Source organism: Variovorax sp. KBW07 (assembly GCF_003852515.1).
Classification (GTDB): domain Bacteria; phylum Pseudomonadota; class Gammaproteobacteria; order Burkholderiales; family Burkholderiaceae_C; genus Variovorax.
In genome coordinates this window covers 22,651-39,106 of record NZ_QAJK01000008.1, presented here as the reverse complement: position 1 = coordinate 39,106, position 16,456 = coordinate 22,651, and the positions used below count along the sequence as shown (strand labels likewise).

At 68.0% G+C, this 16,456-nt stretch carries 16 protein-coding genes; 6 read left to right on the top strand and 10 right to left on the bottom strand.

The window, feature by feature from the left end; genetic code table 11:
* The first annotated feature begins 43 nt into the window (after positions 1-43).
* From mreC to mrdA, 3 genes are read left to right on the top strand one after another with little or no spacing between them, the layout of a single operon-like run.
* Positions 44-1,003: a rod shape-determining protein MreC gene (gene mreC / locus DBV14_RS01760; protein ID WP_124457477.1), complete on the top strand. Its 960-nt coding sequence runs from the start codon at positions 44-46 to the stop codon at positions 1,001-1,003.
* Positions 1,000-1,521 (top strand): rod shape-determining protein MreD, encoded by a 522-nt coding sequence (mreD, locus tag DBV14_RS01755; RefSeq protein WP_124457476.1) that lies wholly within the window; start codon positions 1,000-1,002, stop codon positions 1,519-1,521. Before mreC ends, mreD begins: the two co-directional genes overlap by 4 nt.
* Positions 1,522-1,580: 59 nt before the next feature.
* Positions 1,581-3,551: a penicillin-binding protein 2 gene (gene mrdA / locus DBV14_RS01750; RefSeq protein ID WP_124457475.1), complete on the top strand. Its 1,971-nt coding sequence runs from the start codon at positions 1,581-1,583 to the stop codon at positions 3,549-3,551.
* A 133-nt stretch (positions 3,552-3,684) separates the two neighbouring features.
* Here the strand turns inward: mrdA and fahA are convergent, their stop codons facing one another.
* From fahA to DBV14_RS01720, 6 genes are all read right to left on the bottom strand, one after another.
* On the bottom strand, positions 3,685-4,962 hold the full coding sequence (gene fahA / locus DBV14_RS01745; protein WP_124457474.1) for a fumarylacetoacetase: 1,278 nt from the start codon (positions 4,960-4,962) through the stop codon (positions 3,685-3,687).
* A 130-nt stretch (positions 4,963-5,092) separates the two neighbouring features.
* Positions 5,093-6,082 (bottom strand): tripartite tricarboxylate transporter substrate binding protein, encoded by a 990-nt coding sequence (locus tag DBV14_RS01740; RefSeq protein ID WP_124457504.1) that lies wholly within the window; start codon positions 6,080-6,082, stop codon positions 5,093-5,095.
* 2 nt (positions 6,083-6,084) lie between these two features.
* Positions 6,085-7,395, bottom strand: a complete 1,311-nt coding sequence (gene hmgA / locus DBV14_RS01735; RefSeq protein ID WP_124457473.1) for a homogentisate 1,2-dioxygenase — start codon at positions 7,393-7,395, stop codon at positions 6,085-6,087.
* Positions 7,396-7,449: 54 nt separating this feature from the next.
* Positions 7,450-7,647, bottom strand: a complete 198-nt coding sequence (locus tag DBV14_RS01730; protein WP_124457472.1) for a DUF2783 domain-containing protein — start codon at positions 7,645-7,647, stop codon at positions 7,450-7,452.
* Between the two features lie 5 nt (positions 7,648-7,652).
* Positions 7,653-9,290 carry an FAD-dependent oxidoreductase gene (locus DBV14_RS01725; RefSeq protein ID WP_124457471.1) on the bottom strand — a complete coding sequence of 546 codons (1,638 nt, stop codon included), beginning with the start codon at positions 9,288-9,290 and terminating at the stop codon, positions 7,653-7,655.
* Positions 9,291-9,443: 153 nt separating this feature from the next.
* Positions 9,444-10,403 (bottom strand): MBL fold metallo-hydrolase, encoded by a 960-nt coding sequence (locus tag DBV14_RS01720; protein WP_124457470.1) that lies wholly within the window; start codon positions 10,401-10,403, stop codon positions 9,444-9,446.
* Between the two features lie 156 nt (positions 10,404-10,559).
* Between DBV14_RS01720 and DBV14_RS01715 the strand changes: the two genes are divergently transcribed.
* From DBV14_RS01715 to DBV14_RS01705, 3 genes are all read left to right on the top strand, one after another.
* Positions 10,560-11,429 (top strand): IclR family transcriptional regulator, encoded by an 870-nt coding sequence (locus DBV14_RS01715; protein WP_124457469.1) that lies wholly within the window; start codon positions 10,560-10,562, stop codon positions 11,427-11,429.
* A 3-nt stretch (positions 11,430-11,432) separates the two neighbouring features.
* Positions 11,433-12,188 carry a Sir2 family NAD-dependent protein deacetylase gene (locus tag DBV14_RS01710; RefSeq protein WP_124457468.1) on the top strand — a complete coding sequence of 252 codons (756 nt, stop codon included), beginning with the start codon at positions 11,433-11,435 and terminating at the stop codon, positions 12,186-12,188.
* Between the two features lie 101 nt (positions 12,189-12,289).
* Positions 12,290-13,306, top strand: coding sequence for a hypothetical protein (locus DBV14_RS01705; RefSeq protein ID WP_124457467.1), 1,017 nt, complete (start codon positions 12,290-12,292; stop codon positions 13,304-13,306).
* A gap of 22 nt (positions 13,307-13,328) precedes the next feature.
* Here DBV14_RS01705 and DBV14_RS01700 read toward each other — a convergent pair whose 3' ends face one another.
* From DBV14_RS01700 to DBV14_RS01685, 4 genes are read right to left on the bottom strand one after another with little or no spacing between them, the layout of a single operon-like run.
* Positions 13,329-13,550 carry a hypothetical protein gene (locus DBV14_RS01700; RefSeq protein ID WP_124457466.1) on the bottom strand — a complete coding sequence of 74 codons (222 nt, stop codon included), beginning with the start codon at positions 13,548-13,550 and terminating at the stop codon, positions 13,329-13,331.
* Between the two features lie 33 nt (positions 13,551-13,583).
* The gene (locus DBV14_RS01695) at positions 13,584-14,339 is read right to left on the bottom strand and encodes an ABC-type transport auxiliary lipoprotein family protein (protein WP_124457465.1); all 756 of its coding nucleotides are present in this window, start codon (positions 14,337-14,339) and stop codon (positions 13,584-13,586) included.
* 18 nt (positions 14,340-14,357) lie between these two features.
* Complete coding sequence (locus DBV14_RS01690; RefSeq protein WP_124457464.1) at positions 14,358-15,326, bottom strand: MlaD family protein; 969 nt, start codon at positions 15,324-15,326, stop codon at positions 14,358-14,360.
* A 17-nt stretch (positions 15,327-15,343) separates the two neighbouring features.
* The gene (locus tag DBV14_RS01685) at positions 15,344-16,186 is read right to left on the bottom strand and encodes an ABC transporter ATP-binding protein (RefSeq protein WP_124457463.1); all 843 of its coding nucleotides are present in this window, start codon (positions 16,184-16,186) and stop codon (positions 15,344-15,346) included.
* Between the last annotated feature and the right edge of the window lie 270 nt (positions 16,187-16,456).

The following is a 16,456-nucleotide window of genomic DNA, read 5'->3' as shown; positions in this document are numbered from 1 at the left end:
GCTTTTTGTTATTTGATTCCGCACCACCGCCGGGTCTGAATTCATGCCTCTGGGCACGCTCGATCGCACAGCGCCACCCCTGTTCAACCAGGGGCAGTCGGCACTCAGCAAGCTGATTTTCTTCGGCGCGCTGTCGCTCTTCCTCATGGTGGCCGATGCACGCTTTCATATCGTGCAGCCCATTCGCGCTGCCCTGGGCGCGGTGCTGTACCCGGTGCAATGGGTGGCGCTGAAGCCGGTGCAGGCCGTGATGGGCGGCGGACGCTACCTCGAAGACCTGCAGACCGCGCAGCGCAACGAGGCCGATGCCCGCAAGGCGCTGATGATGCAGGCCGAGCGCGCCAGCCAGGCCGACACGCTGGCGCAAGACAACGCCCGCCTGCGCGAACTGCTCGAACTGCGCCAGACCACGCAGACGCCCGGCCGCGCGGCCGAGGTGCTGTATGACGCGGCCGACCCCTACACCCGCAAGATCGTGATCGACCAGGGCCTCACGCAGGGCGTGGCGGCCGGCTCGCCGGTGATCGACGCGCGCGGCGTGCTGGGCCAGGTCACGCAGGTGCTGCCCTTCACGAGCGAGGTCACGCTGGTCATCGACCGCGACCTGGCCATTCCCGTGCAGAACACCCGCACCGGCGTGCGCAGCGTGGCCTTCGGCGATGCCTCGGCGCACGGTGGTGGCCTGGAACTGCGTTTCATGGCTGCCAATGCCGACCTGCAGGAAGGCGACCTGCTGTCCACCAGCGGCGTCGATGGCATCTACCCGGCCGGCCTGCCGGTCGCGAAGATCGAACGCATCGAGCGCCGCGCCGACTCGGCCTTCGCCCGCATCTACTGCGTGCCGCTGGCTCACGTGACGGCGGCCCGCTACGTGCTCGTGCTGGAGCCCACCGGCGCGCCGACGGCTCCGCCGCCCGCCGCACCCACGACCACCCAGCGCAAGCGGCCCGACGGCAAGCCCGGTGCCGGCAAGAACGAAAAGAAGCCGGGAGAACGCCGATGATCAAGCGACCCGGCCAACAGCAGCTGTTGCTGCCCGTCAGCCCGCTCTTCATGTGGACCAGCCTCATTGCGGCGCTGCTGGTCAACATGGTGCCCATTGGCCGTGCCGTCTGGATGCCCGACCTGCTGGCGCTGGTGATCGTGTTCTGGGGCGTGCACCAGCCCGCGCGCGTGGGCATTGGCGCGGCCTTCGTGTTCGGCCTGTGCATGGACGTGCACCAGTCGTCGATGCTGGGCCAGCATGCGCTGTCCTACACCACGCTGGGCTTCTTCGCGATCATGATCCACCGGCGCCTGCTGTGGTACCCGGTGTTGTCGCAGGCGCTGCAGGTGCTGCCGCTGTTCGCACTGTCGCAGCTGATCGAAGTCATCACGCGGATGATCGGCGGCGGCGTGTTCCCGGGCTGGACGGTGCTGATCTCGCCGGCCATCGAGGCCGCGCTGTGGCCACTGGCCACGGCGTTGCTGCTGGCCCCCCAGCGCCGCACGCCCGAACCCGACGAAAACCGCCCACTCTGATCCCCAAGCCCACAGCCGCATTTGCCTTCGCACTTGCACGCGCCTAAGCTCGCACCGCCATGACCGAAATCCGCAACGTAGCCGCCGACCTCGCGCGCTTCAAGCGCCGCGTGATCGTCATCGGCCTGGCGGTGCTGTTTGCGTTCGGCCTGCTGTGCGCGCGGCTGGTCTACCTGCAGGTCACGCGCCATGAAGACCTGGCAGAGCAGGCCGAGAGCAACCGCACGGCCATCGTGCCGGTGGTGCCCAACCGGGGCCTGATCCTCGACCGCAACGGCATCGTGCTGGCCTCGAACTACTCGGCCTACACACTGGAAATCACGCCCTCGAAGGTGGGCGACGTCGAAGAAACCATCGACAGCCTGACGCAGGTGCTCGAGGTGTCGCCGCGCGACCGCCGCCGCTTCAAGCGCCTGCGCGAAGACTCGCGCAGCTTCGACTCCATTCCGATCCGCACCCGCCTGAGCGACGAGGAAGTGGCCCGCTTTGCCGCCCAGCGCTACCGCTTCCCGGGCGTGGAGATCAAGGCGCGGCTGTTCCGCAACTACCCGCACGCCGAGCTGGCGTCGCACGTGCTCGGCTACATCGGCCGCATCAACCAGCGCGAGAAAACCGCGATGGAAGACTGGGACGAGGAAGAGCAGGCCAACTACAAGGGCACCGACTACATCGGCAAGCTGGGCATCGAGCAGAGCTACGAGAAAACGCTGCACGGCCAGACCGGCGTCGAGCAGATGGAAACCTCGGCCGGCGGGCGTGCCGTGCGCCGCCTTGCGAGCCACCCGGCCACACCCGGCAACACCGTCATGCTGTCGCTCGACATCAAGCTGCAGAAGCTGGTGGAAGACATGTTCGGCGACCGGCGCGGCGCGCTGGTGGCCATCGACCCGAAGACCGGCGAGGTGCTGGCCTTCGTGAGCAAGCCCACGTTCGACCCCAACCTGTTCGTCGAAGGCATCGACAACGAGAGCTGGGCCGCCCTGACCGAGTCGCTCGACAAGCCGCTGCTGAACCGTGCGCTGCGCGGCACCTACCCGCCCGGCTCCACGTACAAGCCCTTCATGGCGCTGGCGGCGCTGCAGACCGGCAAGCGCGGCGCCAGCGTGGTCGTGAACGACCCCGGCTATTTCAACTTCGGCGGCCACCGCTTCGGCAGCCCCGAAGGCAACCTGGGCGGCGTCGACATGCGGCGCTCGATCCAGCTGTCGAGCAACATCTACTACTACTCGCTGGCCAATGAGATGGGCGTGGACCTGATCCACGACTTCATGAAGCCGCTGGGCTTCGGCCAGATCACCGGCATCGACCTGGGTGGCGAAGTGCGCGGCGTGCTGCCGAGCACCGAGTGGAAGCGCAACGCCTACAAGCGGCCCGAGGCCAAGAAGTGGTACGCGGGCGAGACCATTTCGCTGGGCATCGGCCAGGGCTACAACGCCTTCACGATGCTGCAGCTGGCGCAGGCCACGGCCATCGTGGCCGACGGCGGCCTCAAGCACAAGCCGCACCTGGTGCTGGCCACGCGCAACACCGTGAGCGGGCAGGTGGTGCCGCTGCCGCAGCCGCCGGCGGAAAACCTGGGCTTCACCGCCGCCAACGTGGCCGTCATCCGCGAAGGCCTGACCAGCGTGGTCACCAGCGGCACCGCGCGCAGCGTGTTCGCGGGCGCGGCCTACCAGGCGGCCGGCAAGACCGGCACGGCACAGGCCGTGACGCAGGCGCAGAACACCAAGTACAACGCACGCGCGCTCGAGGAACACCAGCGCGACCACGCCCTGTTCATGGCCTTCGCGCCGGTGAACGATCCGAAGATCGCCGTCGCGGTGATCGTCGAGAACGCGGGGTGGGGCGCGGGTGCCGCGGCACCCATTGCGCGCCGCGTGTTCGACTACTGGCTGGCGAACCAGTACCCGAGCGAAGCCGACATGGCGGCCGTCAGGATTGGCAAGGCGGGCGCGCCGGTGGGCAAGCCGCGCGTGGCCAGCGAAGTGGCGTGGCCGGCCGCTGCGAGCGCCGCCGCCCCCGCGCCCTGATTGTTTTACTCCCTCTCCCCTTGGGGAGAGGGTTGGGGTGAGGGTGAGCGGCAATCGAAGCGGCGCGATGTTGTGAGGCCCACGGCCCTCACCCTGGCCCTCTCCCGGAGGGAGAGGGGACAACACGCAGACCTCAGGCGCTCACGGTGCCGGCGACTTCACCCAACCCGATGCGCACCGCACCCGCCCGCTCGCAGTACCCGCGCATGATCAGCGTGTCCCCGTCTTCCAGGAACGTGCGCTTCTCGCCGTTCGGCAGCGTGATCGGCTGCTTGCCGCCCAGCGTCAGCTCCATCAGCGACCCGGCCTCGTCGGGCTTCGGCCCCGAGAGCGTGCCCGAGCCCAGCAGGTCGCCGGGCTGCAGGTTGCAGCCGTTGACCGTGTGGTGCGCGACGAGTTGCGCCGCGGTCCAGTAGGCGGCTTCGGTGGTGTTGCCGCGCGTGAGGCGCACGGGCGCCACGCCTTCGGCGCGCATCTTCGCGGTCTGCAGCAGCACTTCGAGCGTGATGTCGAGCGCGCCGCCCTCGCGGTTCGATGCCGAGTCGAGGTAGGGCAGCGGCTGTGGGTCTTCCGCGGGGCGCTCGAACTTCGCGCGGAACGGCGCCAGCGCTTCCATCGTCACGATCCACGGCGACAGCGTGCTCGCAAAGTTCTTCGCCAGGAACGGGCCGAGCGGCTGGTATTCCCAGGCCTGCAGATCGCGCGCCGACCAGTCGTTCAGCAGCGTCACGCCGAACAGGTGGTCTTCGGCCTCGCCGATGGCAATGGGTTGGCCGAGCGCATTGCCCTGGCCGACCAGGAAGCCCAGCTCCAGCTCGTAGTCGAGCCGCTTGGAAGGGCCGAAGCTCGGCGTGACCGCATCGGGCGCCTTGGTCTGGCCTTGCGGGCGCTTGAAGACCTGGCCGCTCACGCCGATCGACGAAGCGCGGCCGTGGTAGCCGATGGGCACCCACTTGTAGTTGGGCATCAGCGGCTGGTCGGGGCGGAACAGCTTGCCGATGGTCGTCGCGTGGTGGATGCCGGTGTAGAAGTCGGTGTAGTCGCCGATGCGGCAGGGCACCGTCATCTCGGCCTGGGCCTGCGCCAGCAGCGCCTTCGACCATGCGGCCTGCTTGTCGCTGCCTTCGGCAAGGCCGGCCGAAATCGCGGCGCGCAAAGCCTGGCGGTCTTTCACGCTCGCGTTCATCAGCACGTTCATGTCGTCGGTGTCGACCAGGCCCACGGCCTTCAGGTCGAGCACCTGGTCGCCGATGGCGACGCCGATGCGAAAGCCTTCGTCGCTGTTGCTGCTGCCGGCGGCGCGGAAGCGGCCGAAGGGCAGGTTCTGGATCGGGAAGTCGGTGCCGGCGGCATTGGCCGATGCGACCCAGCTGCGCAGCTTGGGGTCATGGGTGGCGTTGAGTGCGGTCATGGATGTCTTTCAAATAAAAAGCCCGGGGGGTTTTCGGGAAACACCGCGGAACCGGCTTTGCCGGGCCGCTGGTGTTGCCCCCGGTAGGGGGTTGGAGGCCACACGAAGTGGGCAAGCCTGGGGGCGAGTCTTAATCCGCGGTCATGCCGGCCTTCTTGGCGACTTCGCCCAGGCGCTTGTATTCGGTGTCGGTGAGCGTGGTCAGCTCTTGCGCGGTCGAGCTGCGCGGCGAGAAGCCGGCCTGCTGCAGCTTGGCCTTCACGTCGGGCATGGCCAGCGCTTCGACGAAGGCTTCGTTCAGCGCCTTCACGATCGGTGCCGGCAGCTTCGCCGGTCCGTACACGCCGAACCATGGGTCGAGCGCATAGCCCTTGAGCCCGGCCTCGGCCATCGTCGGCACGTCGGGCAGCGACGGCGAGCGCGCGGGGCCTGCCACCGCCAGCGCACGCAGCTTGCCGGCCTGGATGTGCGGCAGCGACGCCGGCAGGTTGTCGAACATCACGCCGATGTTGTTGCCCAGCATGTCGGTGATGGCCGGGCCGCTGCCCTTGTAGGCGACGTGCACGAGGTCGGTGCCCGTCATCTGCGCGAACATCACGCCGGCCAGGTTCATCGAGGTGCCGGCGCCCGCGGTGGCGTAGGGCAGGCCGGGGTTCTTCTTCGCGGCCGCGATCAGGTCGGGCACCGACTTGATGGCGGAGGCCGCCGGCACTTCGAGCACGATGGTCGAGGTGCCCAGCAGGCTGATGGCCGTGAAGTCCTTGCGCGGATCGAAGGCCATCGACTTGTAGATGTGCGGGTTGAGCGCATTGGTCGAGATGGCGCCGAAGCCGATGGTGTAGCCATCGGGCGCGGCCTTGGCCACGGCGTCCATGCCGATGTTGCCGCCCGCGCCGCCGCGGTTGTCGATCAGCACCGGCTGGCCCAGCTTCTCCGACACCTTCTGGCCTACGGTGCGCGCCACCAGGTCGGTGGTGCCGCCGGGCGTGTACGGCACGATGAACTTGATGGGCTTCGACGGGTAGTCGGCCGCGTGCACGGCAAAGGGCGCGAGCAATGGCGCGGCAAGCAGTGCAACGGCCGTCGCGCGGCGGGTGAGGGCGAAAGCGCTCTTCTTCATCTTCATGGCTTGAATTGGTCCTTGAGGCCGGCCCAGCAATCGGCGTAGTCGGTATCGAGCGCGGGGCTCTTCAGGGCGAAGTTGGTGGGAATGAACCGGTAGCGGCTCTCGAACATGAAGGCCAGCGTGTTGTCCAGCTTGTGCGGCTTCAGGTCGGCGTGGGTGGCCTTGTCGAAGGCTTCTTCATCGGGGCCGTGCGGCACCATGCAGTTGTGCAGGCTGGCGCCGCCGGGCTTGAAGCCGCCCGGCTTGGCGTCGTACTCGCCCAGCACCAGGCCCATGAATTCGCTCATGAGGTTGCGGTGGAACCATGGCGGACGGAAGGTGTTTTCCATCACCATCCAGCGCGGCGGGAAGATCACGAAGTCGCAATTCGCGGTGCCCGGCGTGTCGCTGGGCGAGGTCAGCACGGTGAAGATCGATGGATCGGGGTGGTCGAAGCTGATGGAGCCGATCACCATGAAATGCGCCGTGTCGTACTTCACCGGCGCGAGGTTGCCATGCCAGGCCACCACGTTGAAAGGCGACTGCCGGGCGGGTGCCTTCCAGAAGCGGCCGGCGAACTTCTTCACCAGTTCGTAGGGGCCTTCTTCCTGCTCGAAGGCCGCCACGGGCGCCTGGAAATCGCGCGCATTGGCCAGGCCGTTCGAGCCGATCGGGCCGAGCTCGGGCAGGCGGAAATGCGCGCCGTAGTTCTCGCAGACGTAGCCGCGCGAAAGACCATCCGGCAGCGCGACCTTGAAGGCCATGCCGCGCGGCAGCAGCGCGATTTCGCCGGGCTTGACGTCGAGCACGCCCAGCTCGGTCGTGATGACCAGGCGGCCCTGTTGCGGCACCACCAGCATCTCGCCGTCGGCGTTGACGAAGGCGCGGCGTTCCATCGAGCGGCCGGCCAGGTACATCAACGAGCCGATGCCGACCTGAGATTCGGCGTCGCCGTTGGCCGCGATGGTGTACATGCCGTCGATGAAGTCGGCTCCGGCCGCGCCGTCCAGCGGCTGGGGGTGCCAGCGCAGGGGCTCGGGCGGCAGTGCGATCTCGCGGTCGGCGCCGGTGGTCCAGTGCGCTTGCGCATAAGGCTGGTAGCGGCCCGACACCACCGAAGGCTGGCGGCGGTACAGCCAGGTGCGGCGGTTCTCGTGGCGCGGCGCCGTGAAGGCGGTGCCCGAGAGCAGCTCGGTGTACAGGTCGAAGGGGCCGCGCTGCGGGTTGTTGCGGCCTTGCGGCAGCGCGCCGGGCACGGCTTCGGAGGCATATTCGTTGCCGAAGCCGCTCAGGTAGTGCCGCTCGGTGGCGGTGCTGGGTTGGGTCATGGTGTTTCTCTTTCGAAAATCGCGATGAGGTTGGAATGCGTACGCAAGGCGGCGTCAGCCGGCGCGCGCGGCGTCGAAGGCCTCGCGCAGCACGGCGAGCGAGCCGACGTGGTTGGCCAGCACGAGCACGAGCCGTGCGTTGAAGGCGTGGCTTTCTTCGGTGGAAAGCCCCTGGTGGGCCTCGATCAGCGCTTCGTAGAAATCGTCGGGCGCGTCGAGGTTCGGCGTGGTGATCAATCGGGTTTGCGTCATCGTGTTCATGCCTTGGCCAGTGCGCGGTCGATGGCCGCGCGGATGCCGGCCGCCGTGGGCTGCCGCCAGCGCGCGCACACATGCTGGTCGGGCCGCAGGAGGTAGACGGTACCGGGTTGCGCGTCGTAGCGCTGGGCGGCGAGCTCGACCTCGGCCGGCGTGCCCCGCACCTGCACGACGTGCAGTGGCGCGTCGCTGGCTTTCAGCGCCTGCAGGCTGTGCGCGGTCGCGTCGCCGATGCCGAACACCAGGGCGGTGAACCGGTCGGCGTGGCATTCGCGCAGCAGCCAGCCGGTGCCGCCATCGGCGCGCGCCACGGGCGCATCGGCCGCCGCGGCGCCCGGCACCATCGCGCCGGCGAAGGCTTCGGCATCGGGTGTGTTGAGCGGCGAATCGCGCAGCACCGTGGCCACCGAGAGCCGTCCGCTGTTGACCAGCGTGCGCGCGAAGGCGTGGCGCTTGGTCAGCTCCAGCACCGCATCGCGGAACAGCCGGCTGACGTCGCTCTTGGGCGTGATGAAGTCGGTGGCGCGCGTCGAGTTGCGGATGTTCTCGTCGGCCGCGAATTCACGCTCGCTGGCGTAGCTGTCGAGCAGTGCATCGGGCGCTTCGCCCCGCACCACGGCCGCGAGCTTCCATGCAAGGTTGTCGGCGTCCTGCACGCCCGAGTTGGCGCCGCGCGCGCCGAAGGGCGACACGCCGTGCGCCGAGTCGCCGGCGAACAGCACGCGGCCGTGGCGAAAGCGCTCCATGCGCTGGCAGGCGAAGGTGTAGACGCTGGCCCAGCCGATCTGGAACTGCACGCCCTCGAAGCCGATGCTGTCGAGCAGCGCGCGCACGCGCGGCGTGATGTTCTCGGGCTTGCGCTCTTCCACCGGGTCGGCGTCCCAGCCGAGCTGGAAGTCGACGCGCCACATGCCGTCGGCCTGCTTGTGCAGCAGCACGCTCTGGCCGGGGTGGAACGACGGATCGAACCAGAAGCGGCGCTCGGTCGGCAACTGCGCGTCCATGGTGATGTCGGCGATCAGGAAGCGGTCGCGGAATATGCGGCCCTTGGCCTCCAGCCCCAGCAACTGACGCAGGTTGGAGCGCGAGCCGTCGCAGGCGGCCACGTAGCCGGCGGCCAGCTGGTAGTTGCCTTCAGGCGTCTCTACCGTGAGCACGGCGCTGTCGCCTTGCTGCGCGATGCCGGTCACCTTGTGGTTCCAGCGCAGGTCAATCAGCGGCAGCTCGGCCACGCGTTCGACCAGGTAGCCCTCGACGTAGTACTGCTGCAGGTTGATGAAGGCCGGGCGCTCGTGGCCGGGCTCGGGCAGCAGGTCGAAGCGATAGACCTGCTCGTCATGGAAGAACACCTTGCCGACGTTCCACGACACGCCCTTGTCGACCATGCGGTCGCCGCAGCCGAGGCGGTCGAACACTTCGAGCGTGCGCTTGGCGAAGCAGATCGCGCGCGATCCGCTGGAGAGGGTGTTGTCGTTGTCGAGCAGCACCACGGGAACCTGGCGCAGCGCGAGGTCGATGGCGAGCGCGAGGCCGACCGGGCCGGCGCCGACGATCACGACGGGGTGATGGGCAGGGGCCGCCGCGTCCTGGTCGGCGTGGCGTTTGTAGTCGAAGCGCAGACTTTGATAGTCGATCACGTGTTGTCTCCGTGTCTTTTCGTCTCTTGCCTTGCATTGCTCCTTCCCCCTTTGGGGGAAGGTTGGGATGGGGGCAAGCGGCGTTCACTTCGGGCGCTCTGCCTGCCCCCACCCCAATCCTCCCCCAGCGGGGGAGGGAGCAATGCGGACCGTTCAGCCTTCCAGGGCCTTCCACATGTCGATGTCGCGCTGCGCCGTCCACACGCGCGGGTCCGCATGGCCCGAGGCTTCGTCATACGCGCGGCTCACGTCGAACGGCATGCAGTGGTCGAAGATCACCCACTGGCTGTACTTGGGCTTGAGCTTGGCGTAGGTCTCCTTGTAGACCGCGTTCAGGTCGCGCCCGGCCTTCACGCCCTCTTGCACGCTGGCATACACGTCGGAGATGAAGTTGCGCGTGCCGGTCAGGCCTTCGGCCACGGCTTCCGGCGTGGTGAGCGCGGCGCCTCGGCCCGGCACCAGTGCCACGGGCTTCAGCGCGGCGATGTTGTCCAGCGTCTGCGGCCAGTCCTGGAAGTAGGCGTCGCCGGCGTACGGCGTGGCGCCGAACTCGACCAGGTCGCCCGACAGCAGCGTGCGTTCCTGCGGCAGCCAGACGACGGTGTCGCCCTTGGTGTGGCCGCGGCCGAGCTGGATCAGCTGCACTTCGAGCTTGCCGAGCCACAGCGTCATCTTGCCGGTGAAGGTCATGGTGGGCCAGGTCAGGCCCGGCGGCACGGTCTCGACGTTCTGGAACAGGCGCGGGAAGCGGCCGATTTCGCTGGCCTTGTCTTCCTCGCCGCGCTCGACGATCAGGTCGCGCGTGTCCTGGCTGGCCAGCACGTGCTCGGCACCATAGCCCGCCGCGCCCAGCACGCGCACCGCGTGGTAATGCGTGAGCACCACGTACTTGATGGGCTTGTCGGTCACTTCACGGATGCGGCGCACCACGTCGGCCGCCATGGCGGGCGTGGCCTGCGTGTCGGCCACCAGCACGCAGTCGTCGCCAATGATGATCCCGGTGTTGGGGTCGCCTTCGGCCGTGTAGGCCCAGGCGTGTTCCGAGATCTGGCTGAAGGTGATCTTCTTCTCTTCCATGTCGGCCTGGCTGGCGAACTTCTTGGCTTGGCTCATCGTGTGTCTCCGGTGGGGTGGGGTATTCGGTTCAGGTGTTTCGATTCGTTTAAGGCGAATGAATTCGCGGATAACGAATTTCCGAAGTGTAAGCCTCGGATCAGTTCATGTCTAATCCCTTCTTCATGAACGAACAACCAGACGGCAAGGCGGGCCATGGCAGCGACTGACACCGACCGCGCCCAGCGCGGCATCCAGAGCATCGAAGTCGGCGGCCAGCTGCTGCGCGCGCTGGTGCACCACGGCCGGCCGATGGCGCTGAAAGACCTGGCGCGCGAAGCCGACATGACGGCCGCCAAGGCGCACCCGTACATGGTGAGCTTCGGGCGCCTGGGCCTGATCGAGCAGGACCGTGCCAGCGGCCACTATCTGCTTGGACCGCTGGCCTTGCAACTGGGGCTGATCAGCCTGCAGCAGGCCGACCCGGTGCACATTGCCACGCCGCTGATCGGCCAGCTGGCCCAGCAGCTCGGCCACACCGTGGCGCTGGCCGTGTGGGGCGCGCGCGGCGCGACCATCGTGCGCACGGCCGAGTCGCCCTCGCCGGTGCACGTGAACATGCGGCACGGCACGGTTTTCTCGCTCACCAACACCGCCTCGGGCCGGGTTTTTGCCACCTACCTCGATGCCGCCGTGGTGCGCGCGCTGCTCGAGGAAGAGCGCCAGCGCCAGAAGCAGCGCAAGGGTGCCGTCGAGCCGGCCCCGCCCGCCGGCATGCCGCCCGTGCAGCCGCTGCCCTCGTGGAGCGATTTCGAGCGCCAGCTGAAGGAAGTGCGTGACCACGGCATCAGCCGCTCCGACGGCGAGGTGATCGAGGGCGTGAGCGCCATGGCCGCGCCGGTGTTCGACCACACCGGCGCCATCGTGCTGGCCGTGACCGCCATCGGCCCGGCGGGTATTTTCAATACCGCGTGGGACGGCGAGATTTCGCGCGCCCTCAAGGCCTGCGCGGACACCGTGTCGCAGCGGCTGGGCGCCACTGCCACTGTCCTCCCTGCGCTACCAACGAGTCTCTCCAAAACCTGAACGATGACGCCAGTCAGCCCCGATACCCCGTCTCCTTCTCTTTCTTCTTCCATCGACGCCGCCGTTGCGCTGCTGCTCGCCGCCCGGCGCATCGTGGTTTTTTCCGGCGCCGGGCTGTCCCGGGCTTCCGGCATTCCGACCTACCGCGATGCGGACGGCCTGTGGAAGAGCCAGAACGCCCTGCAGTTTTCCCACGCCGAAGATCTAAAGCGCGACCCCGCCGGCTTCACCAGGTTCTGGGCGCGACGCCTGTCGGTGGTCGAGTCGGCCCAGCCGAACCCGGGCCATGCCGCGCTGGCCCAACTGCAAAGGCTGCGCCCCGCCACGCGGCTGGTGACGCAGAACGTCGACGGCCTGCTGACCCTGGCCGGTGGGCAGGACGTGCTCGAGCTGCACGGCTCGCTGCGCCGCTGGCGCTGCGACCACTGCGGCAACCGCAGCGGGCCCTGGCCGTTCCACCGCTGCCTGCGCTGCGGCTCGCACGCGCGGCCTGACGTCGTGATGTTCGGCGAGATGCTCAACTCCGGCGTGCTGCTCGACGCCCAGGTGGCGGCGCAGGAGTGCGACCTGTTCCTGGTGGTCGGCAGCACCACCATCGTCTACCCGGCCGCCGAGTTGCCGCAGACCGCGCTGGCGCATGGCGCGAAGCTGGTCACGCTCAACCTGGAGCCGCTGCCGCACCTGGACGATGCGGCCTCGGTGGTACTGCGCGGGGCTTCGGAAGACCTGTTGCCGAGGTTGCTGGCAGGGCTGGGCTGAGGCGCATTGCCGCTGGTGTGGAGGGTGGAGGGCGGGCCTGGGGCGCCATTTAAAATCTGCCCCCACGAGCTCGCGCCTTCGCATAGACATTTACAACAAAGATGACGCCCGCAAAACTCTGGCTTTCGATATTTCTGCCGGCCTTTGCCGTCTTCACCGGACTGCTGTTCCAGACACTGGTCACGCCCATTCCCTATGGGGACCTGGCGCGCATTGGCCGCATCTCCGACTACGATTTCGGCTGGCGCATCGAGCCGCCACGCGTTGCCCCCGAGTTGCTCGAGGCTGTGCCCATCGACAAGGCCGACATCGTCGTGGTCGGAGACAGCTTCTCGTCCACGCACCTCTGGCAATCGCGGCTCGTCGGCAGCGGGTACGGCGTGGCCACCGTCTTCTGGGATTCGATCGACAACGCGCTGTGCGACGACTTCGACGACTGGCTCGTCGGTGCGGGCTTTCGCGGCAAGCTGGTGATCCTCGAGAGCGTGGAACGCCTGTTGGCCCTGCGGCTCGCCAACTCGCAGAAATGCAGCCATATGAGGGCGCCGCCCCTCTCCTATACCGAGCCGCTGTCCCCGCCGCCCGTGCGCGTGCCCGGCTTTGCCTTGAACTGGGACGCGCAACTGATTTCAGGCTGGCTCACCACCCGCTGCACCCGCGCGGCCATTGCCGGCAAGGTGCGCAGCGGTTGCGACCAGCAGACCCGGGCGCTTGCGGTGGCAGATGGCTGCAAGCTCTTCAGCCATCGCCGCTGCGACATGGCGCTGTTCCTGGGCGCCGACCAGCAATTGGGAGAGATCACGCCGGAGCACCTGGCGGGCATGCAGGCCCTAGCGCAGACGCAGTCGCGCGTGCCGATCATGTGGATGGTGGTGCCGAACAAGACGACGACCTACCTGGACCCAGGGCATTCACGGGACTTCGTGAAGGCGCTCCGGCAAACCAACTTAGGACCTGACCTCTTCACCTTCGCGCTCGAGGAAAAGACGAAGGTGCAGGACTTTTACTTTCCGAACGACACCCATCTTTCGTCGCACGGCCTGCTGCTGTTGGGCGACCGCATGCTGCAGGCAGTGCGGCACAAGCTGGGCGAAGCGCCCGCGTCGTCCGGCGACTGACGACGCTGCTCGCTCGGGCTGTTCAGCCCTTCTTGCCGCCCAGCAGCACCAGCGCGCCGCCGACCACGATCACGGCCACGCCGGCCCAGACCGGGAAGTTGACGGTCTGCTGTTCCTTCACCGAGAACTCCAGCGGGCCCAGCTTGGCCTGATGCGTTTCCTTGGTGAAGCTGAAGCTGCCCAGGCCCAGGGCGGCAATGCCCGCCACGATGAGCAGGATGCCGACGATGCGTGTGGCGTTCATGGGGCGGTCCTCCGTTCAGGGAATGGCTTGCTGCTACCGGGGCGACTGTGATTGAGACGACGAAGACGGCGGCGGCAGCGTTGGCAATTGTGGCTGCTGTTGCTGCAGCTGGTCCACCCACTGCACCACCTCGGCCACCGCGCCGTCGCTGGCCGCGATCAGCGCCTTCACGCCGCCGGGCGCATCGGCGCTGGGCGCGGGGCTGCGCACGGTGAACATGCGCTGGCCCAGCACGCGGTCGCCGCCGGGGGCGCTGCGGACCAGCGTGGCGCGCAGGCGCACCAGGCCGACGCTGCCGGTCGCCGAATCGAAATAGTGGCTGAACTCGTCGAGCGAAATGCGCAGCGTGTCGGGCACCTCGCCCTTGGCGCGCGCCATCGTCGCGCTTTCTTCGGGGCCCAGCACCATGCGGCGCTCGGTCAGCGTGTCGCGCAGCCGCTGACGCAGCAACTGCGCGGGCGGCAGGCTCCAGCGCGACTGGCCATAGGGGCGCAGTTCGTTGGCGTCCGCATATCCGAGGCGATACAGGATCTGCGTGCCATCGAGGCGGGTGTTGCTCTCGAACTCGGCCAGCGCCAGCGTGGGCCGCGTCGCGGCCGCCGGTGCCGCCGTTTTGGCTGCCGTCGCGGCCGTGGCACCGGGCCCCGGGCCGAAGTCGTACAGCGTGGCGCGCGCGGGCTTGTCGGGCAGCACGCCGCAACCGGCGGCCAGCAGCGCGAGGCCGACGGCCAGCGCCGCGGCGCCGGCACGGCGTGCGCGAATGTTCTGGGTGGATCGAATGGCGTTCATGGTGGTGCTTGCCTTCCCTCAGGGACGCGTCGTCGTCGTGGCCGCCGGTGCGGAAAAGCCGGGTTCGCCCGGACCCGCGGCGTTGCCGCCATTGCCGAACAACAGCGATTGCGGGTTGTCGTTGATGCTGTCCGCCGCGCGGCCCAGCCGGCGCACGGCGTGCGCGGTGTCGTCGGCCACGCGGTTCACGCGCGGCAGCGTGGCCGCGTTGAACGAATCGACCGCCTGCGCCAGTGCCTTGGTGCCGTCACTCAGGCGTTCGACCGGGCCGTCGGGCGCGTTCAGGCGGCCCACGGTGGTGTTGAAGTTGTTGGCCACGCGTGAAACGTCGCCCGCCGCCTTCTTCACCGAGCCCAGCGTGTCGGGCAGTTTTTCCAGCGCCGGGTTCAGCCCGGTCTTGACGGTCTTGTCCAGCGTGGTGAGCAGCGTGTTGGCGCTGGCCGAGGCGGCGGCAATGTTCTCCAGCGCATCGGCCGCGCGCTTCTGGTTGGCGTCGCCCAGCAGCGTGTTGGCGCGCTTCGTCACTTCCTCGACCTGGTTGATGATGGCTTCGCCGCGGTCCTGCAGCTGCGCCAGCATCGAGGGCTTGAGCGGAATGCGCGGGGGCTCGTCGTTGTCCGGCTTCAGCGACACAGTCGATTCGCCCTTGTCGTCCAGCGCGATGAAGGCCAGGCCGGTCACGCCCTGGTAGCTCAGCGTGGCAAAGCTGGAGGTGGTGAGCGGCACGCGTTCGTCGACCGTGATGCGCACCCGAACGTTGCCCTTCACCTTGGGGTCGAAGTCGATCGACGTGACCTTGCCGACCGCGATGCCGCGGTAGCGCACCATGGCCTGCGGCTGCAGGCCGCTGACGGCTTCGCGGGTGGACAGTTCGTAGACGTTGCGCACGGTGTTGTCGCGCGTGAACCAGATCACCAGCGCGACGAGCGCGGCCAGCAGGCCGAGCACGAAGGCGCCGGCAGCGAGGGCATGGGCCTTGTTTTCCATGGTGGGCTACCTACCTTTCAGCGCGGTGCGGCTTCGGGCCGCGGCGCGTGTTGTTCTGTGGCTGGCTTGTCATGCAGTGCTTCCAGGGCGCGCTGTCCGCGCCCGCCAAGAAAGTATTCGTGAATGAAGGGATGCGGATAGGCGATGACCTCGCGCGCGGTGCCGGTAATGATCACCTTCTGGTCGGCCAGCACCGCGATGCGGGTGCTCAGGTCGAACAGCGTGTCCAGGTCGTGTGTGACCATCACCACCGTCAGGCCCAGCTCGCGGTGCAGGCTGCGCAGCAGGATGCAGAAGCTGTCGGACGCCTCGGGGTCGAGGCCGGCGGTGGGCTCGTCGAGCAGCAGCAGCGGCGGGTCCATGATGAGCGCGCGCGCCAGGGCCACGCGCTTGATCATGCCGCCCGACAGGTCGGACGGACTCATGTTGGCGTGCCGCGGTTCGAGGCCCACCATCTGCAATTTCACCAGCGCGGCGTGGCGGATGAGATCGTCGGGCAGGAGCTTGAGCTCGCGCAGCGGAAAGGCGATGTTCTCGAGCACGCTGAAGGCGGAGAACAGCGCCCCGTGCTGGAACAGCATGCCGACGTTGGCGGCACCGGTGGCACTGAGTTCGCCGGGCGGTTGGCCGAGCACTTCGACGACGCCGCGCGTGGGCTTTTCGAGGCCGAGGATCTGGCGCAGCAATACCGTTTTGCCGGTGCCCGAGCCGCCGACGAGCGACAGCACTTCGCCACGGTCGATGTGCAGGTTGAGGTCGCGGTGGACTACCTGCTCGCCCTCGGCGTTGGTGAATACCGTCCAGAGCTTGCGGATGTCGACCACTGTGGGGTCGTCCGTGCGGTTCAGTGCGGCGTTCATTGCTGTTGCTCGGGTGCGGGGCATTCTTGGCGCTGCTGTTCGGGGCGCGTGCGACTGACACCGGGTGCTCCCCTCCGCGAATGTCCCCCGCTTCGCTCCTCCTTTATTTCGCTGCGGGGAACACCCGATGCCAGTCGCACGTTGGGCACGCTACTGGTGATCCCGCGATCAACGACTGCTCTGACAACGCTCGCGCCGATGGTGTGCTCTGCGCAGCGAAATAAAGGAGGAGCGAAGCGGGGGACATTCGCGGAGCAGAGCACACCGTCG